Annotated in this window: 29 protein-coding genes; 15 read left to right on the top strand and 14 right to left on the bottom strand. The window is 61.5% G+C overall.

Annotation, left to right across the window (positions count from 1 at the left end; genetic code table 11):
- Positions 1–14: 14 nt before the first annotated feature.
- From V3W39_RS02810 to V3W39_RS02800, 3 genes are read left to right on the top strand one after another with little or no spacing between them, the layout of a single operon-like run.
- On the top strand, positions 15–1307 hold the full coding sequence (locus V3W39_RS02810; RefSeq protein ID WP_177046277.1) for a CitMHS family transporter: 1293 nt from the start codon (positions 15–17) through the stop codon (positions 1305–1307).
- Position 1308: 1 nt separating this feature from the next.
- Positions 1309–2640: an acyclic terpene utilization AtuA family protein gene (locus V3W39_RS02805; protein ID WP_177132317.1), complete on the top strand. Its 1332-nt coding sequence runs from the start codon at positions 1309–1311 to the stop codon at positions 2638–2640.
- Complete coding sequence (locus V3W39_RS02800; RefSeq protein ID WP_177046273.1) at positions 2637–2951, top strand: AtuA-related protein; 315 nt, start codon at positions 2637–2639, stop codon at positions 2949–2951. Before V3W39_RS02805 ends, V3W39_RS02800 begins: the two co-directional genes overlap by 4 nt.
- 94 nt (positions 2952–3045) lie before the next feature.
- Here the strand turns inward: V3W39_RS02800 and V3W39_RS02795 are convergent, their stop codons facing one another.
- The 5 genes from V3W39_RS02795 to V3W39_RS02775 all read right to left on the bottom strand — a co-directional run bounded on the left by V3W39_RS02795 (position 3046) and on the right by V3W39_RS02775 (position 5817).
- Positions 3046–3417 (bottom strand): glutathione S-transferase N-terminal domain-containing protein, encoded by a 372-nt coding sequence (locus V3W39_RS02795; protein WP_063031984.1) that lies wholly within the window; start codon positions 3415–3417, stop codon positions 3046–3048.
- Positions 3418–3518: 101 nt separating this feature from the next.
- On the bottom strand, positions 3519–4064 hold the full coding sequence (gene folE / locus V3W39_RS02790; RefSeq protein ID WP_011062625.1) for a GTP cyclohydrolase I FolE: 546 nt from the start codon (positions 4062–4064) through the stop codon (positions 3519–3521).
- Positions 4065–4142: 78 nt separating this feature from the next.
- A complete protein-coding gene (locus V3W39_RS02785) occupies positions 4143–4700 on the bottom strand; it encodes a Smr/MutS family protein (protein WP_177046271.1) in 558 nt (185 codons plus the stop codon).
- A 75-nt stretch (positions 4701–4775) separates the two neighbouring features.
- A complete protein-coding gene (locus V3W39_RS02780; protein ID WP_177046270.1) occupies positions 4776–5096 on the bottom strand; it encodes a hypothetical protein in 321 nt (106 codons plus the stop codon).
- Positions 5097–5226: 130 nt separating this feature from the next.
- Positions 5227–5817 (bottom strand): cysteine hydrolase family protein, encoded by a 591-nt coding sequence (locus V3W39_RS02775; protein ID WP_177075533.1) that lies wholly within the window; start codon positions 5815–5817, stop codon positions 5227–5229.
- Between the two features lie 240 nt (positions 5818–6057).
- Here V3W39_RS02775 and prmB point away from each other — a divergent pair, with 240 nt between their 5' ends.
- Positions 6058–6966: a 50S ribosomal protein L3 N(5)-glutamine methyltransferase gene (prmB, locus tag V3W39_RS02770; protein WP_330212172.1), complete on the top strand. Its 909-nt coding sequence runs from the start codon at positions 6058–6060 to the stop codon at positions 6964–6966.
- A 137-nt stretch (positions 6967–7103) separates the two neighbouring features.
- Here prmB and V3W39_RS02765 read toward each other — a convergent pair whose 3' ends face one another.
- Together V3W39_RS02765 and V3W39_RS02760 are read right to left on the bottom strand one after the other, a co-directional pair.
- Entirely contained in the window at positions 7104–7907 is an 804-nt protein-coding gene (locus V3W39_RS02765) for a hypothetical protein (RefSeq protein ID WP_330212171.1), read from the bottom strand.
- Positions 7908–8007: 100 nt separating this feature from the next.
- Positions 8008–8970 (bottom strand): alpha/beta hydrolase, encoded by a 963-nt coding sequence (locus V3W39_RS02760; protein ID WP_294739559.1) that lies wholly within the window; start codon positions 8968–8970, stop codon positions 8008–8010.
- 143 nt (positions 8971–9113) lie between these two features.
- On the opposite strand from V3W39_RS02760, the gene aroC reads away from it, so the two are divergent.
- The 4 genes from aroC to V3W39_RS02740 all read left to right on the top strand — a co-directional run bounded on the left by aroC (position 9114) and on the right by V3W39_RS02740 (position 12612).
- Entirely contained in the window at positions 9114–10205 is a 1092-nt protein-coding gene (gene aroC / locus V3W39_RS02755; protein WP_177121045.1) for a chorismate synthase, read from the top strand.
- A 148-nt stretch (positions 10206–10353) separates the two neighbouring features.
- Complete coding sequence (locus tag V3W39_RS02750; RefSeq protein ID WP_259197499.1) at positions 10354–11505, top strand: MFS transporter; 1152 nt, start codon at positions 10354–10356, stop codon at positions 11503–11505.
- A gap of 28 nt (positions 11506–11533) precedes the next feature.
- Positions 11534–12079, top strand: coding sequence for a 1,2-dihydroxy-3-keto-5-methylthiopentene dioxygenase (locus tag V3W39_RS02745; protein ID WP_177046263.1), 546 nt, complete (start codon positions 11534–11536; stop codon positions 12077–12079).
- 245 nt (positions 12080–12324) lie between these two features.
- Positions 12325–12612 carry a response regulator transcription factor gene (locus V3W39_RS02740; protein WP_330212317.1) on the top strand — a complete coding sequence of 96 codons (288 nt, stop codon included), beginning with the start codon at positions 12325–12327 and terminating at the stop codon, positions 12610–12612.
- A gap of 52 nt (positions 12613–12664) precedes the next feature.
- On the opposite strand, the gene V3W39_RS02735 is transcribed toward V3W39_RS02740, so the two are convergent.
- Entirely contained in the window at positions 12665–12943 is a 279-nt protein-coding gene (locus V3W39_RS02735) for a DUF3509 domain-containing protein (RefSeq protein WP_003216777.1), read from the bottom strand.
- Positions 12944–13340: 397 nt separating this feature from the next.
- On the opposite strand from V3W39_RS02735, the gene V3W39_RS02730 reads away from it, so the two are divergent.
- The 4 genes from V3W39_RS02730 (at position 13341) to V3W39_RS02715 (ending at position 16611) form a co-directional block, all read left to right on the top strand.
- Positions 13341–15167 carry a long-chain-acyl-CoA synthetase gene (locus V3W39_RS02730; RefSeq protein WP_330212170.1) on the top strand — a complete coding sequence of 609 codons (1827 nt, stop codon included), beginning with the start codon at positions 13341–13343 and terminating at the stop codon, positions 15165–15167.
- Positions 15168–15263: 96 nt separating this feature from the next.
- Positions 15264–15779 carry an ankyrin repeat domain-containing protein gene (locus V3W39_RS02725; RefSeq protein WP_010176046.1) on the top strand — a complete coding sequence of 172 codons (516 nt, stop codon included), beginning with the start codon at positions 15264–15266 and terminating at the stop codon, positions 15777–15779.
- A 41-nt stretch (positions 15780–15820) separates the two neighbouring features.
- Positions 15821–16351, top strand: coding sequence for a hypothetical protein (locus V3W39_RS02720; protein WP_218264039.1), 531 nt, complete (start codon positions 15821–15823; stop codon positions 16349–16351).
- A 68-nt stretch (positions 16352–16419) separates the two neighbouring features.
- On the top strand, positions 16420–16611 hold the full coding sequence (locus tag V3W39_RS02715) for a PLDc N-terminal domain-containing protein (RefSeq protein ID WP_010176042.1): 192 nt from the start codon (positions 16420–16422) through the stop codon (positions 16609–16611).
- Between the two features lie 117 nt (positions 16612–16728).
- Here the strand turns inward: V3W39_RS02715 and V3W39_RS02710 are convergent, their stop codons facing one another.
- The gene (locus V3W39_RS02710; RefSeq protein ID WP_259197500.1) at positions 16729–17199 is read right to left on the bottom strand and encodes a methylated-DNA--[protein]-cysteine S-methyltransferase; all 471 of its coding nucleotides are present in this window, start codon (positions 17197–17199) and stop codon (positions 16729–16731) included.
- A gap of 322 nt (positions 17200–17521) precedes the next feature.
- Here V3W39_RS02710 and V3W39_RS02705 point away from each other — a divergent pair, with 322 nt between their 5' ends.
- The gene (locus V3W39_RS02705; RefSeq protein WP_177046257.1) at positions 17522–19609 is read left to right on the top strand and encodes an LTA synthase family protein; all 2088 of its coding nucleotides are present in this window, start codon (positions 17522–17524) and stop codon (positions 19607–19609) included.
- Positions 19610–19668: 59 nt separating this feature from the next.
- On the opposite strand, the gene V3W39_RS02700 is transcribed toward V3W39_RS02705, so the two are convergent.
- Positions 19669–19821: a DUF3309 family protein gene (locus tag V3W39_RS02700; protein ID WP_003216767.1), complete on the bottom strand. Its 153-nt coding sequence runs from the start codon at positions 19819–19821 to the stop codon at positions 19669–19671.
- Between the two features lie 329 nt (positions 19822–20150).
- Here V3W39_RS02700 and V3W39_RS02695 point away from each other — a divergent pair, with 329 nt between their 5' ends.
- Positions 20151–20972: an SDR family oxidoreductase gene (locus V3W39_RS02695; RefSeq protein WP_177046255.1), complete on the top strand. Its 822-nt coding sequence runs from the start codon at positions 20151–20153 to the stop codon at positions 20970–20972.
- 405 nt (positions 20973–21377) lie between these two features.
- Positions 21378–21566 (top strand): carbon storage regulator CsrA, encoded by a 189-nt coding sequence (csrA, locus tag V3W39_RS02690; RefSeq protein ID WP_177046253.1) that lies wholly within the window; start codon positions 21378–21380, stop codon positions 21564–21566.
- Between the two features lie 6 nt (positions 21567–21572).
- On the opposite strand, the gene V3W39_RS02685 is transcribed toward csrA, so the two are convergent.
- From V3W39_RS02685 to V3W39_RS02670, 4 genes are all read right to left on the bottom strand, one after another.
- Positions 21573–21800, bottom strand: coding sequence for a YheU family protein (locus V3W39_RS02685; RefSeq protein WP_003192759.1), 228 nt, complete (start codon positions 21798–21800; stop codon positions 21573–21575).
- A 59-nt stretch (positions 21801–21859) separates the two neighbouring features.
- A complete protein-coding gene (locus V3W39_RS02680) occupies positions 21860–23044 on the bottom strand; it encodes an osmoprotectant NAGGN system M42 family peptidase (protein ID WP_330212169.1) in 1185 nt (394 codons plus the stop codon).
- 172 nt (positions 23045–23216) lie between these two features.
- Positions 23217–24962 carry an N-acetylglutaminylglutamine synthetase gene (ngg, locus tag V3W39_RS02675; protein WP_330212168.1) on the bottom strand — a complete coding sequence of 582 codons (1746 nt, stop codon included), beginning with the start codon at positions 24960–24962 and terminating at the stop codon, positions 23217–23219.
- A gap of 3 nt (positions 24963–24965) precedes the next feature.
- A complete protein-coding gene (locus V3W39_RS02670; RefSeq protein WP_330212167.1) occupies positions 24966–26738 on the bottom strand; it encodes an N-acetylglutaminylglutamine amidotransferase in 1773 nt (590 codons plus the stop codon).
- Positions 26739–26834 lie beyond the last annotated feature (96 nt).

Genomic DNA, 26834 nt, shown 5'->3' with positions numbered 1-26834 from the left:
TCTGGAGCTACCCCATGCTCGCTACCCTGGGTGTCATCACCATCTTGTGCCTGCTCACTGCCGTCATGAGCAAGCGCCTCTCGCCACTGGTGGCCCTGATTGCCTTGCCGATCATCGCCGCGCTGCTGGGCGGGTTCGGCCTGCAAACCAGCGCCTTTATCATCACCGGCATCAAGAACGTCGCCCCCGTGGTGGGCATGTTTGTGTTCGCGATCCTGTTTTTCGGGATCATGACCGATGCCGGCATGCTTGACCCCATCATTGATCGCATCCTGCGCACGGTAGGGACGCGTCCTACACGAATTGTCGTCGGTACGGCGACGCTGGCGCTGCTGGTGCACCTGGACGGCTCCGGCGCGGTGACCTTTTTGGTGACGATACCGGCGATGCTGCCGCTGTATACGCGGCTGGGTATCGATAAACGCATCCTGGCCTGCGTGGCGGCGATGGCGGCCGGGGTCAACTTCCTGCCCTGGACCGGCCCGGTGCTGCGCTCGTCGGCGGCACTGCATGTGCCGGTGGCGGACCTGTTTCAGCCACTGATCCCGGTGCAGATCGTCGGCCTGGTCTTTGTGTTTGCCTGCGCCTGGTGGCTGGGCCATCGCGAAGAAAAACGCCTGGGCCTGGGCGCCGGTTCCAGCGTGGACGCGGTGCCGCAACGGGTGCTCAGCGACGATGACATCGCCCTGCGCCGCCCGCGCTTGTTCTGGGTCAACCTGGTGCTGACCGTGCTGGTGATGGTGGTGATGATCGCCGGCTGGGTCGACCCGGTGGTGATGTTCATGCTCGGCACCGTGGTCGCGCTGTGCATCAACTACCCGAATGTCGACGCCCAACGCGCGCGGATCGATGCTCATGCCAAAACCGCCCTGACCATGGCCAGCATCCTGCTCGCCGCCGGCGTGTTCACCGGCATCATGCAAGGCACCGGCATGCTCAAGGCCATCGCCGAAGTGGCGGTGGCGCAGATTCCGGCGGGCCACGGCAAGCTGATCCCGGCGGTGGTGGGTTTCCTGTCGATGCCGTTGAGCATGCTGTTTGATCCCGATTCCTACTATTTCGGCGTGATGCCGGTGATCGCCGAAGTCGGCAAGGCTTTGGGCGTCGACCCGCTGCAAGTGGCCCAGGCCTCGCTGCTGGGGGTGCACACCACCGGCTTCCCGGTCAGCCCGCTGACGCCCGCGACCTTCCTGTTGGTGGGCCTGTGCAAGATTGAACTGGCCGATCACCAGCGCTTCACCATCCCCTTTCTGTTTGCCGCGTCGGTGTTGATGACCCTGACGGCTTTGCTCCTGGGAGTGATTTGAGATGAAAACCTTGCGCATCGGTTCCGGCGCCGGCTACTCCGGCGACCGTATCGAACCTGCGGTGGAATTGGCCGAACAGGGCGACCTGGATTACCTGGTCTTCGAATGCCTGGCTGAACGAACCATTGCCCTGGCGCAACAGGCACGCATCAGCGACCCACAAGGCGGTTACGACCCGCTGTTGAGTGAGCGCATGCGCCGCGTGCTGCCCTTTGTCGGCCAGCCTGACGGGCGCCGGCGCTTGCGGGTGATCACCAATATGGGCGCGGCCAATCCGGTGGCGGCGGCGGTTGAAGTGCGGCGGATCGCCAGTGAACTGGGGCTTAACCTCAAGGTACTGGCGGTGGTGGGGGATGACGTGCTTGAGGTGTTGCGCCGCGAGCCGGAGCAGTTGCTGGACAATGGGCAGACCCTTGGCTCACTGGGCGAGCGGCTGATTTCCGCGAATGCCTACTTGGGTGCCGAGGGCATTATCGAGGCCTTGCACGCCGATGCCGACGTGGTGATCACCGGCCGGGTGGCCGACCCGTCGTTGTTCCTGGCGCCGCAGATGTTCGAATTCGGCTGGGCGGCCGATGATTGGCTGCGCCTGGGGCGCGGCACGTTGGTGGGGCATTTGCTGGAATGTGCGGGGCAGGTCAGTGGCGGCTACTTTGCCGACCCGGGCTTCAAGGATGTGGACGACCTGGCGCGCCTGGGTTTTCCGTTGGCCGAGATTGACGCCGACGGCGAAGCCTTGATCACCAAGGTCGCAGGTTCCGGCGGGCGCGTCAGCCGTGCCACCTGCACCGAGCAACTGATCTACGAAGTGCACGACCCGGCGGCGTACCTCACGCCGGACGTGTGCGCGGATTTTTCCCGGGTGTCGTTTACCGAGGAAGCGGTGGACCGGGTGCGGGCCGGCGGCGCGAACGGGCAGCCACGGCCTGAGCGGTTGAAAGTCAGTGTCGGGTATCTGGACGGCTGGATCGGCGAAGGTCAGATCTCCTACGGTGGCCCGGGCGCGGTCGCCCGAGCGCAGTTGGCTCGGGATGTGGTCCTCAAACGTCTGGAATTGACCGGGGTGCGAATGCAGGACGTACGCGCCGAATTGATCGGCATGGACTCCCTGCATGGGCCGCGCAGCACGGTGGAACCTTGGGAAGTCCGGCTGCGGGTCAGCGCCCGCTGCGAAGAGCGCAGCGAAGCGGTGCGCGTCGGCAATGAAGTGGAAACCCTCTACACCAACGGCCCGTCCGGCGGCGGTGGTGCCAGCAAAAGCCTGCGCCAGGTGGTGGCGGTGGCGTCGCTGTTGCTGCCCCGTAACGCGGTCAATCCGAGGATCGAGTCATGAAGCTGCACACCCTGGCCCACTCCCGTACGGGAGACAAGGGCGACACCTCGAACATCTCGATCATTGCGTATCGGGCCGAGGACTATCCGCTGCTCTGCGAACAACTGACGGCCGAGGTGGTGGCGGCGTTTTTTGCGCCGTTGCTGGAGGCGGGCGCGGCACCGGTGCGGCGTTACGAGCTGCCCAATGTGCAGGCACTGAACTTCGTGTTGCCGGGGATCCTGCGGGGCGGGGTCACGCGGTCGCTGGCGCTGGACGCCCATGGCAAGTGCCTGGGCTCAGCATTGCTGGACCTGGAAATCCACCTGTAGGAGCCGGCTTGCCGGCGATGAGGCCCGAAAGTCAGTCAATGATCTTTCGGCCGCCATCGCCGGCAAGCCAGGCTCCTACAGAGAACGTTGCCTATCAGACCGCCGCAAACCGCTTGTCCAGGTAATCGATGATCACCTTGGAGTCGTACATCCAGGTGGTCTGGCCGTTCTCTTCAATTCGCAGGCACGGCACCTTGATCTTGCCGCCTTGCTCCAGCAGGGTCTGACGGTCCTGTTCGTTGTTCTTCGCATCCTTCAAGGCCACCGGCACGTTCAGGCGGTGCAGGGTGCGGCGGGTCTTCACGCAGAACGGGCAGGCGTGGAATTGATACAGGGTCAGGTCCTTGGCCGCTGCGTTCACCTGCGCCTGTTGTTCGGCAGGGCGCTGCTTTTTGCGCGGGCGGGTAAGGAAGTCGCCGGCGATGATGACGTGGCCGAGGCCCACTCGAAGTGCTTTGACGAACATGGCTGAAACCTCTTGCCCATGAAGAAGGGGCCGCAGCTTACCTTAATTCTGCGGGCGAAAAAAAACCGGCGATGAACGCCGGTTTTTTCCCAGGCAGCCTGTTACTTGATCAGGCTGAGAAACTCGCTGCGGGTCGCCGCGTTTTCGCGGAACTCACCCAGCATCACCGAAGTGATCATCGACGAATTCTGCTTCTCCACACCGCGCATCATCATGCACATGTGCTTGGCCTCGATCACCACCGCAACGCCCAGGGCGCCGGTGACCTGCTGGACCGCGTCGGCGATCTGCCGGCTGAGGTTTTCCTGGATCTGCAGGCGACGGGCATACATATCGACGATACGCGCGACCTTCGACAGGCCCAGCACTTTGCCGCTCGGGATATACGCGACGTGTGCCTTGCCGATGAACGGCAGCAGGTGGTGTTCGCACAGCGAGTACAACTCGATGTCCTTGACCAGCACCATTTCGCTGTTGTCGGAGCTGAACAAGGCACCGTTGGTGACTTCTTCGAGGGTCTGTGCATAACCGCGGCAAAGGTACTGCATGGCCTTGGCGGCACGTTTTGGCGTGTCGAGCAGGCCCTCGCGGGAAACGTCCTCGCCGAGCTGGCCGAGGATCGCGGTGTAATTCTGTTCCAGGGACATGAAACTACCTGTGGGATTTTCGCAAACGGCAAGGGTACGGTGGCCGACACATCGCTGCAAGCCTGACGATGGCACTTGTTACTCGTCGCGGCCTTCCATCATGGTGCGCTTGAGCATCACATACACCGCGCCAGCGCCGCCGTGGCGCGGCTGGCACGAGGTAAAGCCGAGCACTTGGGAATGCTGGCGCAGCCAGGTGTTGACGTGGCTTTTGATCATCGGCCGCTTGCCGTCCAGGCGCACGGCCTTGCCGTGGGTGACGCGCACGCAGCGGATTTCGAATTTGGTGGCTTCGGCAAGAAACGCCCAGAGGGTTTCGCGGGCTTTTTCGACGTTCATGCCATGCAGGTCAAGGCTGCCCTCGAACGGGATCTGGCCGACCTTGAGCTTGCGCATCTGGCTTTCCTGCACGCCGTCGCGGGCCCACATCAACTCGTCTTCGGGACCTACATCAATAACGAATTGATCCGACAGGCCGTCCACCGTAGTGGCGTCCGTGCGCACGGTCGCCGCCTGGCGCAGCTTGGCGATCTGGGCGCGGTCGGTCTTGGGTTTGCCGGTTTCGGCGCGATCGTGCTTGATCGGCTTGACGCCGCGCAGCTCGTTCTTGAACAGGGAAAAATCGTCGTCTTGCATGTCAGCCTCCGCGAAGGGCGGGCAGTTTACCTAATCGCGGCGGCTTGATGCGCAACAAACGCTATCTGTGCGCCATCAGTCGTGCTTTTTCATCAGGTGCGAGGCGATGTTCAGTGACAAGGGTTGGCGCATGCGCCGACGGCAACGGCGCCACAGCCATAGGCCGAACCACAGCACCAGCAGGCCGATCACCAACAGTATGGCAGAACCGCCAGGGCTGGCATTCAGCTCGCCCAGGGCCGGTGAGTGTCCAAACAAACCAGCGGCGCCGGCAATTGCCAGCAGCACACCCGCTATCGCAAACAGCGCGGCAAAGCCGGCGCCGATGCGCAGACGCCAGTTGCTCGGGCCCTTGGGGCGCAAGCGACGTGCATCAAAACCATCGGATATCTTCATTCCGACCTTTCCTCCAGGGTATCGGCCCTTCGACCGGAAGATACACAGGTTGTTCCGGGTACAGAGGCAATTGCAGCAAATGAGAGGCTTTTGCGGATGAGCGGGTGGCTACCCGCTCATCGAAGGTCGATCAGATCAGATCTTTGGTCAAGGCGAGGGTGGCGAAGTTGTCAGCCATGATGGCCATTTCGGTCTGCTGCACGTGGTCGGCGCTGAGGATGCCGCCTTTGTAAGGCAGGTCGCGGGTGGCGCAGGCGTCTTCCACCAGGGTGCAACGGAAACCCAGATTCTTCGCCGCGCGCACGGTGGTGCTGACGCTGGAGTGGCTCATGAAGCCGCAGACGATCAGGTCCAGGGAGCCGAGGTCTTGCAGGTGCTTTTCAAGGCCGGTGCCGTGGAAGGCGCTGGGCAGCAGCTTGCCGATGATGGTTTCGTCAGCCTGGGGTTCAAGCCCCGGGATGAATTCACCGCGCTCGCCCTGGGGATCGAACAGCCCGCCCACCGTACCCAGGTGGCGCACGTGCACGATCGGGCGCCCGGCGTTGCGCGCGGCAGCGGTCAGTTGCTTGATGTTTTCGACAGCAGAGTCCATGCCCGACAGGGCGAGGGGACCACTGAGGTATTCCTTCTGGGCGTCGATGATCACGAGGGTCGCATGGTTCAGGTTCGCCGCTGCGTAACCACGACCGCTGAGTTGAAACATCGTCTTTGGAACGGACATTCTGGGGCTCCTGTGAGTGGGGCTTTTGTGACATTGTCCTCTGGCTGAGCGCTTCTGTGAATCGCTACCATCGTAAGGTACGCCGTTGTTGGCGTGTAGCGATGTCAATAGGGCACTACGTTTAGGCAAAAAGCCCAATTAAGATGAAATCCGACGTGCGGCAAAGGGTTTTTTCGTACATCGTCGGTACAGCTTAAGGCTGTTAGAATCGCCGGTCGTTTTTTCCAGGAGCTTGCCCCCGTGATCACTTCTCGCCTGCGCACCTTGCGCGACCATATCCGTTGGGCCGTCAGCCGTTTCCATGGGGAAGACCTGTTTTTCGGCCATGGCACCGACAACGCCTGGGATGAAGCTCGGCAACTGGTGCTCGGCGCCTTGCACCTGCCATGGGAAATTGCCGACAGCTACCTGGATTGCAACCTGGAAGAAGAGGAAATCTCCCACGTGCAACGGTTGCTGCACCGCCGCATCCACGAGCGCGTGCCCACCGCTTACCTGTTGAAGGAAGCCTGGTTCTGCGGCATGTCGTTTATCGTCGATGAGCGCGTGTTGATTCCACGCTCACCGATTGGCGAACTGATCGAAAACCGCTTCGAACCGTGGCTGGGCACACCGCCGGCGCGCATCCTTGACCTGTGCACCGGCTCCGGTTGCATCGGTATTGCCTGCGCCTACGAGTTCCAGGACGCCGAAGTGGTATTGGGCGACCTGTCTTTTGAAGCGCTGGAAGTGGCCAACCTGAACATCGAGCGCCATGGCGTCGACGAGCGGGTGTACACCGTGCAGGGCGATGGCTTTGATGGTTTGCCGGGCCAGCGTTTTGACCTGATCGTGTCCAACCCGCCATATGTCGATGCCGAAGACTTTGCCGACATGCCGGACGAATACCAGCACGAACCTGAACTGGGCCTGGCGTGCGGCGATGACGGGTTGAACCTGGTTCGGCGGATGCTGGCCGAGGCGGCAGATCACTTGACCGAGAAGGGCTTGCTGATTGTCGAAGTGGGCAACAGCCAGGTTCACGTCGAGGCGTTGTACCCGGAAGTCGACTTTGCCTGGCTGGAGTTCCAGCGTGGTGGGCATGGTGTGTTCATGTTGACGGCTGAGCAGTGCCGGGCGCATCAGGCGGTGTTTGCCGCCAGGGTCTGATCTAACGGCAGGAATGCGGTCAGTGTAGGAGCTGGCTTGCCTGCGACAGCGGAGTGTCATTGCCGGGGATGCCGGCTGATACACCGCTATCGCAGGCAAGCCAGCTCCCACATTGGTATCCGGTTTCTGCAGAAGGATTACCGATGTGTCGCAATCCAGATCAACAACCCCGCCTGAAACACGGTAAACGCCACCAGGCAGGTAATCGTGAAGCGCAGCCCGCTGTCTTCGCGCTTGAACTTGGTGACCTTTTCCTCTTCCTTGCGCAGTTTCACTTCCTGCTCGGCCAGGTTCTGCTCGGCCTGTTGCAGCATTTGCGCCGCTTCCAGAATCTCCACGAACTGCAGTTTTTCAGTGTTCCAGCTGTCCAGCACGTCACTGGCCTTGCCCGGCTGCACGTTGCCCTTCAGGTGCTGGACATCGGCATACGCCACATCAAACCCCTGAATGCGCAGGAAGTGATCCCGGCGCAGGCGCGTGGCTTCGTTGAGCGCGTCCTTGTTGGCCAGGTCAACGCCGTCGACACGATAGTGCGCCCACTTCTTTTTCGCCCAGGCAGCGCCCTGGGCTACCAGGAAACGGCCGATACCGCGGTTCGCCGGTTCGATCTCCAGGCTGTTGCCCGGACCAAAATGCACCCGCTGGGTGGCGTGATCCACCCAGATATCCAGGTGATTCTGTTCCCGGCGTACCCGCTGGCCAGGCAACTGAATGACCATGCGCAGCAGGCTGTGGTCCTTGTTATTGCGTTCGGCCCAGCCAAACTGCACAAAGCGCAGTGGCCTCACGCCGGTGGAGCGATCGGTGGCCAAAGGAGCCAGGCGCAGCATCTTGAAATGTTCGGCCTGGACCTCCGCCCACGGTAACGCGGCCGATGCGGCGGCTTCGGTTTCAGCCGTGCTCTCGGCGGTAGATTCGGGTGTTGCTTCGGTGTTCGTCATTCGGCGCGATCCTGTCCAAGCTCTGCGGGCCGACAGGCTTTTTGCTGTCGACCCATGGCTTATCGGCCGTTTTACTCAGGACTGGAGGGGGAATACTCGCTTAACTGGCGCGAAGTCCGTCGATAAAGCGAACCAGGCGGGTGCCCAGTTCGGCAGCCAGCGGCAACTGAGGGTCGTTATAGGATTCCAGTTGCTGCTTCACGTCATTGGGCACGATCCGCATCACGTGGTTCATGCCCTCGATCACCGTCAGTTCGGCGTCGGGCTTGGCCTTCTGCAGTTGTTGCGCGTCGGCCACGCCCACCTGCAGGTCATTGGTGCCCTGGACGATCAGCGCCGGCATCTTCAGTTTGGCAAACGCTGCCGACGGATCGGCGCGGAACAGGCTGATCAGATAAGGCTGCACGCTGGGTCGGAAAATCCCCTCAAGCGGGGCAGGCACGTCGGCATCCACCTGGCCGGCCTTGAGGTGGTCGAGAATCTGGTTGCTGCGTAGCAGCAGCGCGGGTGGCATGTGGTCGGCCAGTTGCTGGCGGATCACCTGGTCCACCGGGCGCGCACTGCCGGACAGGGAAATCACCCCGGCCGGGTTGAGCTGCGGGGCGGCGAGGGCGGCGACCAGTGCGCCTTCACTGTGGCCCAGCACAATCAGCGGGCCCATGCGCGGGTCGGCCTTGAGCAGCTTGCCCCAGGCCACGGCGTCGGACACGTAGGCATCCAGGGTCAGGTTGCGTTCATCGGGGGTGGCGGCAAGGCTGGCGGCTACACCGCGCTTGTCGTAGCGCACGCTGGCGATGTTGTGTCTGGCCAGCACCCAGGCCAGGCGCTTGAGGCTGTCGTTGCGTGCGCCATCGGCGCTGTTGCCGTTGCGGTCGGTGGGGCCGGAGCCGGGAATGATCAGCACCACGGGCACCGGTTTGTCGGATTTGGGCAACAACAGCGAGCCAAACAGCTCGCCACTGCCGGTGTCCAGGCTGATAGGCCGTTGCAGCACGACAGGGGAGGCGGCGAAGCCAAGGCTGGAAAACAGGGTGAGGGTCAAAAGCAGAACTCGCAGCATCATCGCGCCATCATGAGGAAGGTGCCGGTTGGACCAACGTCTACCGGTAAGGTTTCGAGGATGAACTAGTCGGTTAGCCTGCGTATACTGGCCGCCTTAAGTTATTACGGTTGACTTGATTCAACTGATTTCACGGAGCGCCCTGCATGTCCGGCAATACCTACGGCAAGCTGTTCACTGTTACCACCGCGGGCGAAAGCCATGGCCCGGCGTTGGTCGCCATTGTCGACGGCTGCCCGCCGGGCCTCGAGTTGTCCCTGGAAGACCTGCAGCGTGACCTCGACCGCCGCAAGCCCGGCACAAGCCGCCACACTACCCAGCGCCAGGAAGCCGATGAAGTCGAAATCCTCTCCGGCGTGTTCGAAGGCCGCACCACCGGGTGTGCCATTGGCCTGCTGATTCGCAACACCGACCAGAAGTCCAAGGACTACTCGGCGATCAAGGACCTGTTCCGCCCGGCCCACGCCGACTACACCTACCACCACAAGTACGGCGAACGCGACTACCGTGGCGGTGGCCGCAGTTCGGCGCGGGAAACCGCGATGCGCGTGGCGGCGGGGGCGATTGCCAAGAAATTCCTGGCCACCCAGGGCATCGTGATTCGCGGCTACATGAGCCAGCTCGGCCCGATCGAAATCCCGTTCAAGACCTGGGACAGCGTCGAAGACAACGCCTTCTTCTGCCCCGACCCGGACAAGGTGCCGGAACTGGAAGCCTATATGGACCAGTTGCGCCGCGACCAGGATTCCGTCGGCGCCAAGATCACCGTGGTTGCCGAAGGCGTGATGCCGGGCCTGGGCGAGCCGATCTTCGACCGCCTCGACGCCGAACTGGCCCATGCGCTGATGAGCATCAACGCCGTCAAGGGTGTGGAAATCGGCGCCGGCTTCGCCTGCGTGGCCCAGCGTGGCACCGAGCACCGTGACGAGCTGACCCCGGAAGGTTTCCTCAGCAACAACGCCGGCGGCATCCTCGGTGGCATCTCCTCCGGCCAGCCGATTGTTGCGCACCTGGCCCTCAAGCCAACGTCCAGCATCACCACGCCGGGCCGTTCGATCGATGTGCACGGCAACCCGGTGGACGTGATCACCAAGGGCCGTCACGACCCGTGCGTGGGCATCCGTGCCACGCCGATTGCCGAGGCGATGATGGCTATCGTGCTGATGGATCACCTGCTGCGCCATCGCGGGCAGAACGCCGATGTGAAGGTCAGTACGCCGGTGTTGGGCCAGCTGTGACGGTGTGTGGCGAGCGAGCTTGCTCGCGCTGGGCTGCGAAGCAGCCCCAAAGCCTGCAACCCGGTGTTACCTGGAAAAATGCGGCGCTTCTATCGGGGCCGCTTCGCGACCCAGCGCGAGCAAGCTCGCTCGCCACAAGCCACTTATGCTGACGGGAGCACTCCCGTACTGGCGACTCTCCAGCTTCTACCTGTTCTATTTCGCCCTGCTGGGGGCGACGGCGCCGTTCCTGGCGCTGTACTTCGATCACCTGGGGTTCTCCAGCGCGCGCATCGGCGAGCTGGTGGCCATCCCCATGCTGATGCGCTGCGTGGCCCCCAACCTGTGGGGCTGGCTGGGGGACTACACCGGCCGGCGCCTGGCCATCGTGCGCTTTGGCGCGGTGTGTACCCTGGTGAGCTTCTCGCTGATCTTTGTCAGCAAGACCTACGCCTGGCTGGCGCTGGTGATGGCGTTGCACGCGTTCTTCTGGCACGCGGTGCTGCCGCAGTTTGAAGTCATCACCCTCGCGCACCTGCAGGGCCAGACCTCACGCTACAGCCAGGTGCGGCTGTGGGGCTCCATCGGTTTTATTCTCACCGTGGTGATCATGGGGCGCCTGTTCGACTGGCTGAGCCTGGACATCTACCCGGTGGTGGTTGTGGTGATCATGGCGGGCATCATCGGTGCCAGTCTCTGGGTGCCGAATGCGCAGCCGTTGACCCAGGGCAATCGCCTGGCCGGTGACGGCTTTCTGCGACAACTGCGCAGCCCCGGCGTGCTGGCGTTTTACGCCTGTGTGGCGTTGATGCAAATGAGCCACGGCCCGTACTACACCTTCCTCACCCTGCACCTTGAACACCTGGGCTACAGCCGTGGGGTGATCGGCATGCTGTGGGCGTTGGGCGTGGTCGCCGAAGTGTTGATGTTCCTGGCCATGAGCCGGGTTCTCACGCGCTTTTCGGTACGCCGGGTGCTGATGGCGAGTTTCCTGCTGGCGGCCGTGCGCTGGTTGCTGCTGGGCTCATTCGCCGAATTTTTCTGGGTGCTGTTGTTGGCGCAAGTGATGCACGCGGCGACCTTCGGCAGTTTTCACGCGGCGGCCATCCAGTTCGTGCAACGCAGCTTTGGCGCTCGCCAGCAGGGCCAGGGCCAGGCACTGTATGCCGCACTGGCCGGTACCGGCGGCGCATTGGGCGCACTCTATTCAGGTTACAGCTGGAACCTGCTGGGGCCGACCCTGACCTTCAGCATTGCCAGCCTTGCGGCCCTGGCCGCCGCCATAATCATTGGCATTCGATTGCAAGAGGAGAGGCCATGAGCCTTTCCCGTGACAGAGGAAGAGTTTGATGAGCTATCTCGCGGTTTACCCCGTCTCCACCCCCGACACCCCGAACAAGGTGCTGACTCACCTCGACGATATTGCCTCGACCCTGGCCGAACTGGGCGTGGGTTTCCAGCGCTGGCAGGCCGCCGCCCGGCTTGAGGCGGGTGCCAGCGAGGCTGAAATCATTGCCGCCTATCAGCAGCCCATCGACCAACTGATGACCGAGCGCGGCTACACCCACGTCGATGTCGTCAGTATCAGCAACGACCATCCGCAGAAAGCCGAACTGCGTGCCGAGCGGCTCGACGAACACCGTTTGGCGCAGGATCACGTACGCTTCTTCGTCGCCGGACGTGGCCTGTTTACCCTGCACATCGAGGATTATGTGTACGCGGTGTTCTGCGAGAAAAACGACCTGATCGCCATCCCGGGCGGCATCGCCCATTGGTTCGACATGGGGGAAAACCCGCATTTTGTGGTGATCCGCCTGTTCAACGGCGAAGAAGGGCTGGCGATCAACCTGACCGGCGATACCATTGCCACAGGATTTGCGCGCCTGGAGGACTGAGTCCGAAGGGATGTTGAGGAAACAGCCTCGGTAGTTGAGGCTGTTTTAAACTTCAACCCATATGCGTTGGAAAATGTTGTGGGAAGAAACTTAAAGGTCTGTAAGTAACGGATGTTTATCACGGCAGTGACTTAATATTTCCACTCTTTGTGTAACTCTCCCTCCCCTAATTATTTGAATGCCTGTCAATAGGAGGAATCCGAATGTCGGCGCTACAAAGGCCTATGGAAGTGGGGGAGGCAGAAATGAGCGGCCCAAAGCAGCTGGAACAACCGTCCACTGAAACAGATCACACGCCCACTGCCGTCAAAAGCAAGGCACGCAGGGTATTGTCAGGCAAACCCCTGACGCCTAAAGAACTGGAGATTCTGCGCTGGGCAGTCGAGGGTAAGACAGTGTGGGAAATCAGCAGGATTCGCTCAATCTCCCAAGCCACGGTGAAGTTTCACCTGCGCAACATCTACGGCAAGTTGCAGGTATGCAATCGGGTACAGGCCGTGAACGAGGCGCTCAAGCTGCAGTTGTGTCAATAAAAAGGCCGTGATGCGTCAGCGCATCACGGCCTTATTCATTGCGGCAAAACTATCAGGCCGAATGGTAAGTCGGCAGGGCAAAGCGGTTCTGGCTTTGCAGCATCGAAATCTGCGGCAGATCGCTGGCTTGCTCAGCCAGGTCACGGCGAATGGCGCTGATGACCCAAGTGAGCTGGTCGGCCGTGTGCAACTGCTGATAAGAGATCGAACGTTTGATCTGCTTGCCTTCGCTGTTACGCAAGGTCAGCAGGATGCCGCCATCAGGACGTGCCTGGGTGGTGACGTCGAAATTGGAGAACACAGAAGAAAACTTATCTTGGATCAGGCTCATGTCTATCAGCTCCGTTAGCTCGTGTTTTGCAGCGTGGAGTGATAGGTGCAGTGATTGTGCCAGTACTGGTTATCTTAAAAAATCGTTATAAATCAGTGATTTGAAAAATTTTAAGATTTTCAGTTTCGTGCAATTTGCATGAATGGCCATCGTGCATCCTGCATTTTGCGTGGTTCTGCGTAAGATTTATCCGCAGGCGCGCAAGGCAGGTCTTCCATAGTGACCGCGAAACGGGCGGTTAAATTCCTTTTCCTTATGGGATACAAAACTTTTCAAATCCTGCATGTACAGCCAAAGAATGGCTGGCGTATTTTCCTGCAAGGCATCCGGCGCCAGTCTTACGGTGCAAAGGGTGTTTGAGGGTCATACGAACAATAAGAAAAAGGACGTTCCCACCATGAACCACCCGCCAAGTGACATGATCACCTGGGGCATGATGCTGCGTAAGGTGCCCACCATTGTCCGTGCGTTGCCGCGATTGGTCCGCGGTATCCGCGTTGCCAACATCACCGACCCCGACCAGCCATGCGGCCTCGGTTGGACCTTCGAGCAAGCCACCCAACGCAACCCCGATGGCGCCGCACTGCTGTATGGCGACAAGGTGCTCAGCTACCGCCAGGCCAACCAGCAGGCCAACCGCATGGCCCACTACCTGCAAGCGCAGGGCATCGGCAAGGGCGACGTGGTGGCGTTGTTTATCGAGAACCGCCCCGAGTTGTTGCTCAACGTGCTGGCCGTGGCCAAGGTCGGCGGCATTTGCGCGATGCTCAATACCGCGCAAACCCAGGCCGCACTGGTGCACAGCCTCAACCTGGTGACGCCGGCGGCGATCGTGGTCGGTGCCGAGTTGGTAGGCGCCTACGAGGTGGTTCGCAGCCAAGTGAGCATCCAGGCGGATAAAACCTGGTTTGTCGCCGATCAGCAGCAGGACAACGTACCGGCGGGTTATGTCGACCTGATGGCCGCGAGCGCTGACCATTCGCTGGAAAATCCCGCCAGCACCCAGCAGATCTACTTCAACGACCCCTGCTTCTATATCTACACCTCCGGCACCACCGGTTTGCCCAAGGCCGGCATTTTCAAGCACGGCCGCTGGATGAAGTCCTCGGCCAGTTTCGGCACCATCGCCCTGGATATGGGCCCCGAAGACGTCGTCTATTGCACCTTGCCGCTGTATCACGCCACCGGCCTGTGCGTGTGCTGGGGTTCGGCAATTGCCGGGGCGTCGGGGTTTGCCATTCGCCGCAAATTCAGCGCCAGCCAGTTCTGGGACGAGGTGCGCCGCTTCAACGCGACCACCCTGGGCTACGTCGGCGAGCTGTGCCGCTACCTGATCGACCAGCCCGCCAGTGAGCTGGACCGTGACAACCGGGTGACGAAGATGATCGGCAACGGCCTGCGCCCCGGCGTCTGGGCCGAGTTCAAGCAGCGCTTTGGCGTCGATCACATCTGTGAGCTGTACGCCGCCAGCGACGGCAATATCGGCTTCACCAACGTGCTGAATTTCGACAACACCATCGGCTTTTCTCTGATGCACTGGGCACTGGTGGACTACGCCCACGACAGCTGTGAGCCAATTCGCGGCAGTGACGGTTTCATGCGCGAAGTGCCGAAGGGCGGCCAGGGCTTGTTGCTGGCCCGGATCGATGACAAGGCACCTTTCGACGGCTACACCGACCCCGAGAAGAACCGCAAGGTTGTGCTCAGCGATGTGTTCGAAAAGGGTGACCGCTACTTCAACACCGGCGACCTGCTGCGCAATATCGGTTTCGGTCACGCCCAGTTCGTTGACCGGCTGGGGGACACCTACCGCTGGAAAGGCGAAAACGTCTCCACCACCGAAGTCGAGAACATCTTCCTGCAGCACCCGCAGATTTCCGAAGTGGTGGCCTACGGCGTAGAGATCGAAAACACCAATGGCCGCGCCGGCATGGCGGCCATCACGCCCGCTGAATCCCTGGCATCCCTGGACATGCGCGAGCTGCTGACGTTTGCCCACGGGCAGTTGCCGGCGTATGCGGTGCCATTGTTCCTGCGGATCAAGGTAAAGATGGAGACGACCGGCACCTTCAAATACCAGAAGGTAAAACTCAAGGAGGAGGCATTCGACCCGGACAAGGCGGGCGATGATCCGATCTTTGCCTGGCTGCCGGGATCGGACAGCTACGTGCCGGTCACCGGGCAACTGCTGGCGGACATCCAGGCGGGCAAGTTCCGTTATTGATTCTGGCTATCGCCGCTTTTGGGAAAAAAGGCATGACAGTGGGGAACTCCGTCGCGAGACTGGACGCCTTATGAAACACCAGACAAGGAGCCCCACATGTCAGACCAAGCCAAACAAATGACCGAAGACGAAGCCGCCGAATTTGCCGAGCAGGTGTTCGACGTGGCGCGCAAGGGCGACGCCGCGATGCTGGCTGCGTTGCTGGCCAAGGGCTTGCCGCCGAACCTGCGCAACCACAATGGCGATACGCTGTTGATGCTGTCTGCCTACCACGGCCATGTCGATGCCGTGAAAGTGCTGCTGGAATTCAAGGCCGACCCACAGATTGCCAATGACAAGAACCAGCTGCCGATTGCCGGCGCGGCGTTCAAGGGCAACCTGCCGGTGGTCAAGGCGTTGATCGAAGGCGGTGCGTTGGTCGAGGGCGCGTCTTCCGATGGCCGCACGGCCCTGATGATGGCGGCGATGTTCAACCGTACCGAAATGGTGGATTACCTGATCAGCCAGGGCGCCAACCCCAAGGCCACCGATGCCCAGGGCGTGACCGCGCTGGCAGCGGCCCAGACCATGGGGGCGGTGGATACGGCGGCGCAGTTGCAAAAACTGGTGTAGGCTTTGCGCCCTCAAAATCAGCCCCGCCACAGGACCACCCCATGAAAACCGCACTCGTCGAACTCATCAGCAAAATCAGCTCCGGCTGCATGAGCGAACCCGAGATCGCCAAGGTGGCTGACGAAGCGGCCCAGGCCTACGCCGATCCTGAAGCTTTCCTGGCCGCCAACCCGGACATCAACTACGACGACACTTTCCCGATTCCCCTGGGCGAGTGGATCGTCGTCGGCAGCCTGCCCGACACCGTGCTGTTCCAGGCCGACACTTACCTGGACCTGTTTGCCCAGATCGTCGCCTCCTTCGGCCCCGGCGTGGCGTTCAACCTCAAGCCCAAGCAACTGGCCAAGACCGAAGCCCTGACCGCACTGAACCGCATCCAGATCCAGATGAGTGCCCTCAACCCGGAAAACGGCGGCTACGTGCTGGTCAACTTCAGCCAACTGCTGGACGACGAGATTCAGGCCGTGCTGGTCTACGGCAACGACGTGCCACGGGTGCTGGAGTTGTGCGCTGAAGTCGGGATTAAGGGCGAACCGTCCCTGGAAGCCCTGCGGGTTGCGGTGCACGTCTGAAATAAAACGGAACCCCTGGCCACGGCTGACTATCCTAAGCAGGCAAGCCCTCACTTAGGAGCGATACCATGGGTTCCACTTTTAATGGCCTGATCGGGTTGATCATCCTCGCGCTGGATATCTGGGCGATCATCAACGTGTTCAAAAGCGGCGCGGGTACCGGCGCCAAAGTGCTGTGGATCCTGCTGATCCTGCTGCTGCCGGTGTTGGGCTTGATCATCTGGGCGATCGCCGGGCCGCGCGGCAACGTGCGGATCTGAAGCTTTGCGTAGCAGCTGTCGAGCTTAAGCGAGGCTGCGTCTGCGGTGTGTCAGGCAAACCGCAAACGCAGCCTCGCTTAAGCTCGACAGCTGCTACGCGGGTACCCCTATTGTGGGTTAGATCAACCAGCTGCCTTCCAGCTCCAGCAACTTCACCTTGTTTTCAATCCCGCCGCCAAACCCCACCAATGTTCCATCGCTGCCCACCACGCGGTGGCACGCAATGATGATGGAGATCGGGTTGGCGCCATTGGCCGTGCCCACCGCGCGGATCGCCTTGGGATTTTCCAGGTACTGGGCCTGTTCGCCATACGTCCAGGTGCGCCCGTACGGGATCTGCAACAACGCCTGCCAGACCTGCTGCTGAAACGGCGTACCCACCGGTGCCAATGTCAGGTCGAACACTTCCCGCTTGCGCGCGAAATACTCATCCAGTTGCCGACGCACTTCATCCAGTTCATTAGTTGCCGGGATCCAGTCCGCCTGCACCGGGCATTGATGCACGTCCATATACAACAGGCGCAGCCCTTGTTCATCCGCCGCCAGTAACAGCGGCCCGAGCGGGCTTGGGTGATAGCAATAAAACATCATCGGGGCGATCCAAAAGGGCAGGGGGCAAAGATACGGCCGTAAGTTGGCCGCTACAATCCCGTTGTTTTTTGTGTGTCGAGATATTCGCTGTACAAAATTTTCACATTCCATCCAAGACAATTCGCCGGCTATTTTCCTGTCCGAGTGCTCTAAGACGAGTGCCAACAAACGGCCGGAGTGAGTAATCAATGGCGTTGCCGGCGTTGATCGGGCACCATTTGCGCCATTGCGTTCACCGTCTACCCCAGCCAGCCTGGGCGAGGGCGGGGCGCCGCTGTATTCATTCGCAACTTAAACTTCCAATGGGTCCTAAAACGACATGGCAAACCCGGACGCCCTGAATCAGCAGCGAGCTTCTAATCGCTTGCTGCAACCGACCGTCAAATCCCATCTGGCGTACACGCTGCTTTGTGCCTTGATCATGATGGTGATGTTCTCCCTGCTGCGCCTGGCGCTGCTGGTCTACAACCGCGAAATGATCCTCGACACACCGGCCTCGACCTTCCTCGAAGCATTCGCCAACGGCCTGCGCCTGGATATCCGCCTGGTGATGTACGTGTTGGTCCCGCTGCTGCTGGCCTTGTTCAGCGTGCGGGCCATGGCGGCGCGCGGGTTCTTCCGCTTGTGGCTGACGGTCGCGTCGAGCATCGCGCTGTTCCTGGGCCTGATGGAGATGGACTTCTACCGCGAATTCCACCAGCGCCTCAACGGCCTGGTCTTCCAGTATGTGAAGGAAGACCCGAAAACCGTGATGAGCATGCTCTGGTATGGTTTCCCGGTGGTGCGCTACCTGCTGGCCTGGGCCGTGGGCACGCTGATCCTGAGCATCGCCTTCAAAGGCGCCGACCGTGCAACGCGCCCACGCGGCCCGTTCAGCGGTGGCAGCATCGGCACCCGCCAGGTGGCGCCGTGGTACACACGCATCGCGGTGTTCGTGGTCTGCCTGCTGGTGGCCGTGGTCGCCATCCGTGGCACCCTGCGTCAGGGCCCGCCACTGCGTTGGGGTGACGTGTACACCACCGATTCGAACTTCGCCAACCAGTTGGGCCTCAACGGTACGTTGTCGCTGATCTCGGCGGCGAAATCGCGCTTCTCCGAAGAACGTTCGAACATCTGGAAAGCCACCCTGGAGCAGCCTCTGGCGACCCAGACCGTGCGCGACATGCTGGTGCTGCCGACCGAAAAGCTGGTGGATACCGATACCGCTGCCGTGCGTCGTGACTTCACGCCGCCGGCCGAGAAGACCCTGCCGATCAAGAACGTCGTGGTTATCCTGATGGAAAGCTTCGCCGGTCACTCGGTGGGCGCCCTGGGCCGCCCGGGCAACATCACGCCGTACTTCGACAAACTGTCCAAGGAAGGCCTGCTGTTCGACCGTTTCTTCTCCAACGGCACTCACACCCACCAGGGTATGTTCGCCACCATGGCCTGCTTCCCGAACCTGCCGGGTTTCGAATACCTGATGCAGACGCCGGAAGGCAGCCACAAGCTCTCGGGCCTGCCGCAGTTGCTCAGCGCCCGCAAGTTTGACGACGTGTATGTCTACAACGGCGACTTCGCCTGGGACAACCAGTCGGGCTTCTTCAGCAACCAGGGCATGACCAACTTCATCGGCCGCAATGACTTCGTCAACCCGGTGTTCTCGGATCCGACCTGGGGCGTGTCCGACCAGGACATGTTCAGCCGTGGCCTGGAAGAGTTGAAGGCACGTGAAGGCGGCAAGCCGTTCTACGCGCTGCTGCAAACCCTGTCCAACCACACGCCGTACGCGTTGCCGACGCCATTGCCGGTTGAGAAAGTCACTGACCGTGGCAGCCTCAACGAGCATTTGACGGCCATGCGCTACTCCGACTGGGCCCTGGGCCAGTTCTTTGAAAAGGCCCGCAAGGAGCCGTACTTCAAGGAAACCCTGTTCGTGATTGTGGGCGACCACGGCTTCGGCAACGAACAGCAGATCACCGAGATGGACCTGGGCCGCTTCAACGTACCGATGTTGATGATTGCACCGGGCATGCAGGAAAAATTCGGCGAGCGTGACCACACCGTCGGCACCCAGATCGACATCGTGCCGACCATCATGGGCCGCCTCGGCGGCGACACCCTGCACCAGTGCTGGGGCCGCGACCTGCTCAACCTGCCGGAAGGCGACAAGGGTTTCGGCGTGATCAAGCCGTCGGGCAGCGACCAGACCGTGGCCTTGCTCACCGGCGACCGTGTGCTGGTACTGCCCAAGGAAATGCCACCGAAGCTGTGGGAATACGAACTGGGCGCCAACCCTACCGGGAAAGTGATTCCAGAGTCGCCGGACGAGGCTGCGTTGAAGCAGAAGCTCGAATCGTTCCTGCAGACCGCTACCAAGAGCCTGCTGGATAACACCGCAGGTGTGGTGGACGGCAAGCCGGACTAAACACCCGCGCATAAAAAAAGAGGCCTTCAAGGCCTCTTTTTTTTGCGCTCTTAAACCGGTTATATCTTGCCGAGCAACAACAGAATCAGCAGCACTACCAACACGGTACCGAGAATACCCGATGGTCCGTAACCCCAGTTGCGCGAGTGAGGGAACACTGGAAGACCACCGACCAGCAGGAGGATCAGAATAATGATAAGAATGAGGCTCATGTTTTGTTTTCCTTATTGTCTTCTGAAAAGACCTGATATTTAACGAGTAAGCCCGACAGCTATTACGGACGCCTTAATAACTCCGACCGGTGCGTTCGTCAGAAAATTCCGTGTTTTTTTAAAGCATTTTGCTAACTTGCTTATTTCCTTTAAGCGCGTTGCAACTATCCATCCTTAGTTTAAATAAATTGAACTTGGCGGGTTTCCCGCTATCCGACCCGGCCCACGGTTTGCCCGGGGCATTCAGCACTCTGATGGTGCGTGGGTGGCGCAAAAACCTTCGCTACACTGCGGCTCACTTCTTCCGTGAACCACAAGGCTACTTTCCTATGCAAAATCGCATGATGATCACCGGCGCCGGTTCTGGCCTGGGTCGCGAAATCGCTCTGCGCTGGGCCCGCGAGGGTTGGCAGCTGGCCTTGTCGGACGTCGCCGAAGCAGGCCTGCAAGAAACCCTCAAGCTAGTGCGCCAGGCCGGCGGCGACGGTTTCACCCAGCGCTGCGACGTGCGCGACTACAGCCAGCTCACGGCTTTCGCACAGGCCTGTGAGGAAAAGCTCGGTGGCATCGACGTGATCGTCAACAACGCCGGTGTGGCGTCGGGCGGGTTCTTCAGCGAGTTGTCCCTGGAAGACTGGGACTGGCAGATCGCAATCAACCTCATGGGCGTGGTCAAGGGCTGCAAGGCGTTCCTGCCGCTGCTGGAAAAGAGCAAGGGCCGCATCATCAACATCGCTTCCATGGCTGCGCTGATGCAAGGCCCGGCCATGAGCAACTACAACGTGGCCAAGGCTGGTGTGGTGGCGCTGTCCGAAAGCCTGTTGGTGGAACTCAAACAACAGGAAGTGGGCGTGCATGTGGTGTGCCCGTCGTTCTTCCAGACCAACCTGCTGGACTCGTTCCGCGGGCCGACTCCGGCGATGAAGGCCCAGGTGGGCAAGTTGCTGGAAAGCTCACCGATTACCGCTGCAGAGATCGCCGACTACATCTACCAGCAAGTGGCTGAGGGACAATTCATGATCCTGCCCCACGAGCAGGGGCGCATGGCCTGGGCGCTGAAGCAGAAGAACCCGCAGCTGCTGTATGACGAAATGACCGTGATGGCGGACAAGATGCGGGCGAAAGCTCAGTCGCAGGCGGTGAAAGGTTGAATTTCAGGTGAGCACCTGATGTGGCGAGGGAGCTTGCCGTGGCAAGGAGCTTGCTGTGGTGAGGGAGCTTGCTGTGGCGAGGGAGCTTGCTCCCGCTGGGGTGCGAAGCGCCCCTAACAAGATCAATGCATTCTTTCAGGAAGACTTGGGCGGCAGGTTTTGGGGCTGCTTCGCACCCCAGCGGGAGCAAGCTCCCTCGCCACAGCAAGTTCTCTAGCCACAGAGATCGCCTGCAAATATGAACATGCCGTTTAGTTCTTGGATGCTATTCGCGACTATTCACTGCCTGTCTGTAGGGTAATTTACCCTGGCGTGTAAGGCATGCCTGTTTAACCTGAAGGTCATTGATGGTGACAGGCGGGTAGCGCAAGGTCGGCGTCCGGTAATTCAAAAAGGACGAACCCCATGCTGGTACTAAGCCGCGCGGTAGGCGAAATAATCTCGGTGGGTGACCAGATCACCTTGCGCATCCTGGAGGTGAGCGGCACCCAAGTAAAATTGGGTGTCGAAGCGCCAGTGGGGGTCAATGTGCATCGGGCGGAGGTCTATCAGAAGATTCTCAGCCGGCAGGGGCAGCCCGTCCCCAACCCTTGACAGTCCTCAGTCAAACAGATGCTTGGGCACATCGTGCTTGAGCATCAACTGGCACTGCTCGCTCTCGGGGTCGAAAACGATCAGGGCCTGGCCCTTGGTCAGCGCCTGGCGCACGCGCAGCACGCGGGTTTCCAGGGGCGTGTCGTCGCCATTGTCGGTGCCGTCGCGGGTCACGAAGTCTTCGATGAGGCGGGTCAGGGTGTCGACTTCAAGTGCATCGTAGGGAATCAGCATACAAGCCTCAGCTAAGGAATCCCGGCGATGCTACTGCGCCGGGATCCCAGTTGCCAGTCTCAGGTTTTCTGGCCCACCAGGCTGTCCACCGACGGCACGCGGGTATCGCTCTCCATCTGTGTGTCGTGTTCGATCTGGTGGCTGAACCGGTCCAGTGAGCCTTTGGCCGGCTGGGCATCGCTGGCGAACACCGGCGGGCTGAGGATGTAGGCCCCCAGCAGGCGGCTCAGCGCGGCCAGGCTGTCGATGTGGGTGCGCTCGTAGCCGTGGGTGGCATCGCAACCAAACGCCAGCAGCGCGGTACGAATGTCGTGGCCGGCGGTCACCGCCGAATGCGCGTCGCTGAAGTAATAGCGAAACAGGTCGCGGCGCACCGGCAACTCGTTCTCCGCCGCCAGGCGCAGCAGGTGGCGTGACAGGTGATAGTCATAGGGCCCGCCGGAATCCTGCATCGCCACGCTCACCGCGTGTTCGCTGGAATGCTGCTCGTGGGCCACCGGCGCGATGTCGATGCCGACGAACTCACTCACATCCCACGGCAAGGCCGCCGCTGCGCCACTGCCGGTTTCTTCGGTGATGGTGAACAGCGGGTGGCAGTCGATCAGCAACGGTTCGCCGCTGTCGACGATGGCCTTGAGCGCCGCCAGCAGGGCGGCGACCCCGGCTTTATCGTCCAAGTGGCGGGCGCTGATATGGCCGCTTTCGGTGAACTCCGGCAGCGGGTCGAAGGCGACGAAGTCCCCCACGCTGATCCCCAGGGAATCGCAATCGGCACGGGTGGCGCAGTAGGCGTCCAGGCGCAGTTCGATGTGGTCCCAGCTGATGGGCATCTCGTCCACGGCAGTATTGAATGCGTGCCCGGAGGCCATCAGCGGCAGCACGCTGCCACGGATCACACCGTTATCGGTAAACAGGCTGACGCGGCTGCCTTCGGCAAACCGGCTGGACCAGCAGCCTACCGGCGCCAGGGTCAGGCGGCCGTTGTCCTTGATCGCCCGCACGGCGGCACCGATGGTGTCCAGGTGCGCGGAGACGGCGCGGTCGGGGCTGTTTTTCTGGCCCTTGAGGGTGGCGCGAATGGTGCCGCGCCGGGTCATTTCAAACGGAATGCCCAGCTCTTCGAGGCGCTCGGCAACGTAGCGCACGATGGTGTCGGTAAACCCGGTGGGGCTGGGAATGGCGAGCATTTCCAGCAGCACTTTTTGCAGGTAAGCGAGATCCGGTTCGGGGATGGTTCGGGTCATGGAAACTCCTGATGAGTTGAGGGCATCGATGGTTTCGATGAGTGGGCGATTGGCTAGAGAATCATCGACTGTTCCGACCCCATCGCGGGCAAGCCCGGCTCCCACAGGGGAATGCATTCCACAGGTGGGAGCGGGCTTGCCCGCGAAAGCGCCAGTCAAGGCAACACCTTTCTCAAGCCGTCGGTTGGCTATGGGGAAACAACAGATCCACAAACTTTTCAGCCGTCGGCTGCGGTTCATGGTTGGCCAGCCCGGCCCGTTCGTTGGCTTCGATAAACACGTAGTCCGGTTGGTCGGCGGCCGGCACCATCAGGTCCAGGCCCACCATGGGAATGTCCAGGGCGCGGGCGGCGCGCACGGCGGCGTCCACCAGGGTCGGATGGAGGATGGCAGTGACGTCTTCCAGGCAACCGCCGGTGTGCAGGTTGGCGGTGCGCCGCACGGCCAGGCGTTCGCCACGGGGCAGGATGCTGCTGTAGTCGTAGCCGGCGGCGTGCAGGGTGCGTTGGGTCTCGTGGTCCAGGGGGATTTTGCTTTCGCCGTCGGTGGCGGCCTGGCGTCGACGGCTCTGGGCTTCGATCAACGCGCCAATGGAGTGCTGGCCATCACCGGTGACTTCTGCCGGGCGGCGAATGGCGGCGGCGACCACTTCAAAACCGATCACCAGGATCCGCAAATCGAGGCCTTCGTGGAAGCTTTCCAACAGCACGCGCGAGTCGAACTGGCGTGCGGCCTCGATTGCTTTTTGCACGTCCTCGATCGTCTGTAAATCCACCGCCACGCCCTGGCCTTGCTCGCCATCCAGCGGCTTGATGACGATGCGCTGGTGCTCGTCGAGAAACTCCAGGTTGTCGTCGGCACTGCCGGCCAGCTGTTGCTGCGGCAGGTTCAAGCCGGCGGCCTTGAGAACCTTGTGGGTCAGGCTCTTGTCCTGGCACAAGGTCATGCTGATGGCGCTGGTCAGGTCGCTCAACGACTCGCGGCAGCGCACGCGGCGGCCACCGTGGCTCAGGGTGAACAGGCCGGCATCGGCATCGTCCACCTGCACATCAATCCCGCGCCGATGCGCTTCCTCGACGATGATCCGCGCATAAGGATTGAACTCCGCCTGCGGGCCGGGGCCGAGAAACAGCGGCTGGTTGATGCCGTTTTTGCGCTTGATAGCGAAGGTGGTCAGTGCGCGAAATCCGAGCTTGGCGTAGAGACTCTTCGCCTGGCGGTTGTCATGCAGCACCGACAGGTCGAGGTAGCTCAGGCCACGGCTCATGAAGTGCTCGATCAAGTGGCGCACCAGCACTTCACCCACGCCGGGGCGGGTGCATTGCGGGTCCACCGCCAGGCACCAGAGGCTGCAACCGTTCTCCGGGTCGTGGAAGGCTTTCTGATGATTGAGGCCCATCACGCTGCCGATCACCGCGCCGCTGTCTTCGTCTTCCGCCAGCCAATACACCGGGCCGCCCTGGTGACGCGGGGTCAGCAACGCCGGGTCCACCGGCAACATGCCGCGCCCCTGGTACAGCTGGTTCACTGCTTGCCAGTCCGCCTCGCTTTGCACCCGGCGAATCCGGAACCCGCGAAACACCCGGGTCGCCGGGCGATAGTCGGTGAACCACAGGCGCAAGGTGTCGGACGGGTCGAGAAACAACTGCTGCGGATCAATCCCCAGGATCTGCTGCGGCGCCGCGACGTAGAGGGCGATGTCGCGCTCGCCGGGCTGCTCGTTGAGCAACTCCAGGGCCAGGCTTGCCGGGTCCGGGAAGGTGTGGCCGATCAACAGCCGGCCCCAGCCGCAATGCACGGCAATCGGCGTGGTGTCCAGCGCGCTGCCGTCTTCGGCGAGGCGGGCTTGCAGGCGCTCGTAAGAGGGCGCCTGGCCCCGCAGCAAGCGTTGGCTGTAAGCCGTGGCATGAGGTTTCATGAATCAGATTCCTTGTTCGCTGAGCCACAGGTTCAGCGCCGCCAGTTGCCACAGCTTGGAGCCGCGCAACGGGGTCAATTGGCCTTGGGGATCGGTGAGCAGGCGGTCGAGCATCGCCGGGTTGAACAGGCCGCGATCCTGGCTCGGGTCCAGCAGCAGGTCGCGCACCCAGTTCAAGGTGTCGCCTTGCAAATGCTTGAGCCCGGGCACCGGGAAGTAGCCTTTCTTGCGGTCGATGACTTCGCTGGGGATCACCCGGCGTGCGGCTTCCTTGAGCACCTGCTTGCCGCCGTCGGGCAGCTTGAATTTACCCGGCACCCGGGCCGACAGTTCCACCAGGCGATAGTCGAGAAACGGCGTGCGCGCTTCCAGGCCCCAGGCCATGGTCATGTTGTCGACGCGCTTGACCGGGTCGTCCACCAGCATCACGGTGCTGTCCAGGCGCAGGGCCTTGTCCACCGCGGCATCGGCGCCAGGCTGGGCGAAATGTTCGCGCACGAAGTCACCGGCTGCGTCATTGGCGGTCAGCCATTTGGGCGTGACAGTGGCGGCATAGTCGTCGTAGCTGCGGTCGAAAAATGCATCGCGGTAAGCGGCATACGGGTCGCTCGCGCCGTCCACCTGCGGGTACCAGTGGTAACCGGCGAACAGTTCATCGGCGCCCTGGCCGCTCTGCACCACCTTGCAATGCTTGGCCACTTCCCGGGACAGCAGGTAGAACGCGATGCAGTCATGGCTGACCATCGGCTCGCTCATGGCACGAAAGGCCGCCGGCAGTTGCTCGATGATTTCGCTTTCGGCGATGCGCAATTGGTGGTGTCGGGTGCCGTAGTGCTTGGCGATCAGGTCCGAGTACTGGAACTCGTCGCCGCGCTCGCCACCGGCGTCTTCAAAACCGATGGAGAACGTCGACAGATCCTGCACGCCCACTTCGCGCAACAGGCCCACCAACATGCTCGAATCGACACCGCCCGAGAGCAGCACGCCCACATCCACCGCCGCTCGTTGACGAATCGCCACGGCTTCGCGGGTGCTGTCGAGCACGCGGTCGGTCCAGTCTTCCAGGGTCAGGTTGGCTTCATCGGCGTGGGGGCCGTAGGGCAGCGTCCACCAGGTTTTCTGCTCGACGGTGCCGCTGGCGTCGATGCGCATCCAGGTGGCCGGTGGCAGCTTCTCGATGCCCGCCAGCAGGGTGCGCGGGGCAGGTACCACGGCGTGGAAATTCAGGTAGTGATTGAGGGCCACCGGATCAAGGATCGGGTTGATATCGCCGCCCTTGAGCAACGCCGGCAGGCTGGAGGCAAAACGCAGGCGCTGGCCGGTGCGCGACAGGTACAGCGGCTTCACGCCGAGGCGGTCACGGGCGATAAACAGGCGTTGGGCATCACGCTCCCAGATGGCAAACGCGAACATGCCGTTGAGCTTGGGCAGCAACGCCTCGCCCCAGGCGTGGTAGCCCTTGAGCAGCACTTCGGTGTCGCCACCGGAATAGAAGGCATAGCCCAGCGCTTCAAGCTCCTGGCGCAGTTCGGGGAAGTTGTAGATCGCGCCATTGAACGCCAGGGACAGCCCCAATTGGGCGTCGACCATCGGTTGGGCGGAGCCGTCCGACAGGTCCATGATTTTCAGGCGACGATGGCCCAGGGCAATCGGCCCTTGGGCATGGAAGCCCCACGCGTCGGGGCCTCGGGGGGCGAGGTGATGGGTGATTCGTTCCACGGCTGCCAGGTCGGCAGGTTGGTGATCAAAGCGTAACTCGCCAGCTAATCCGCACATAGATTCCTTACCGGTTTTTCCGTTGGGGAGGGGTAAAAACAATCGCGCCAAAACGGCGGGTACCTGGAAACTGACACGGGTGAATCCGTGGAGTTT

The sequence above is a fragment of the Pseudomonas sp. Z18(2022) genome (assembly GCF_036346535.1).
In the GTDB taxonomy this organism is placed as follows: domain Bacteria; phylum Pseudomonadota; class Gammaproteobacteria; order Pseudomonadales; family Pseudomonadaceae; genus Aquipseudomonas; species Aquipseudomonas yamanorum_A.
This window is presented reverse-complemented; position numbering and strand designations above follow the sequence as displayed.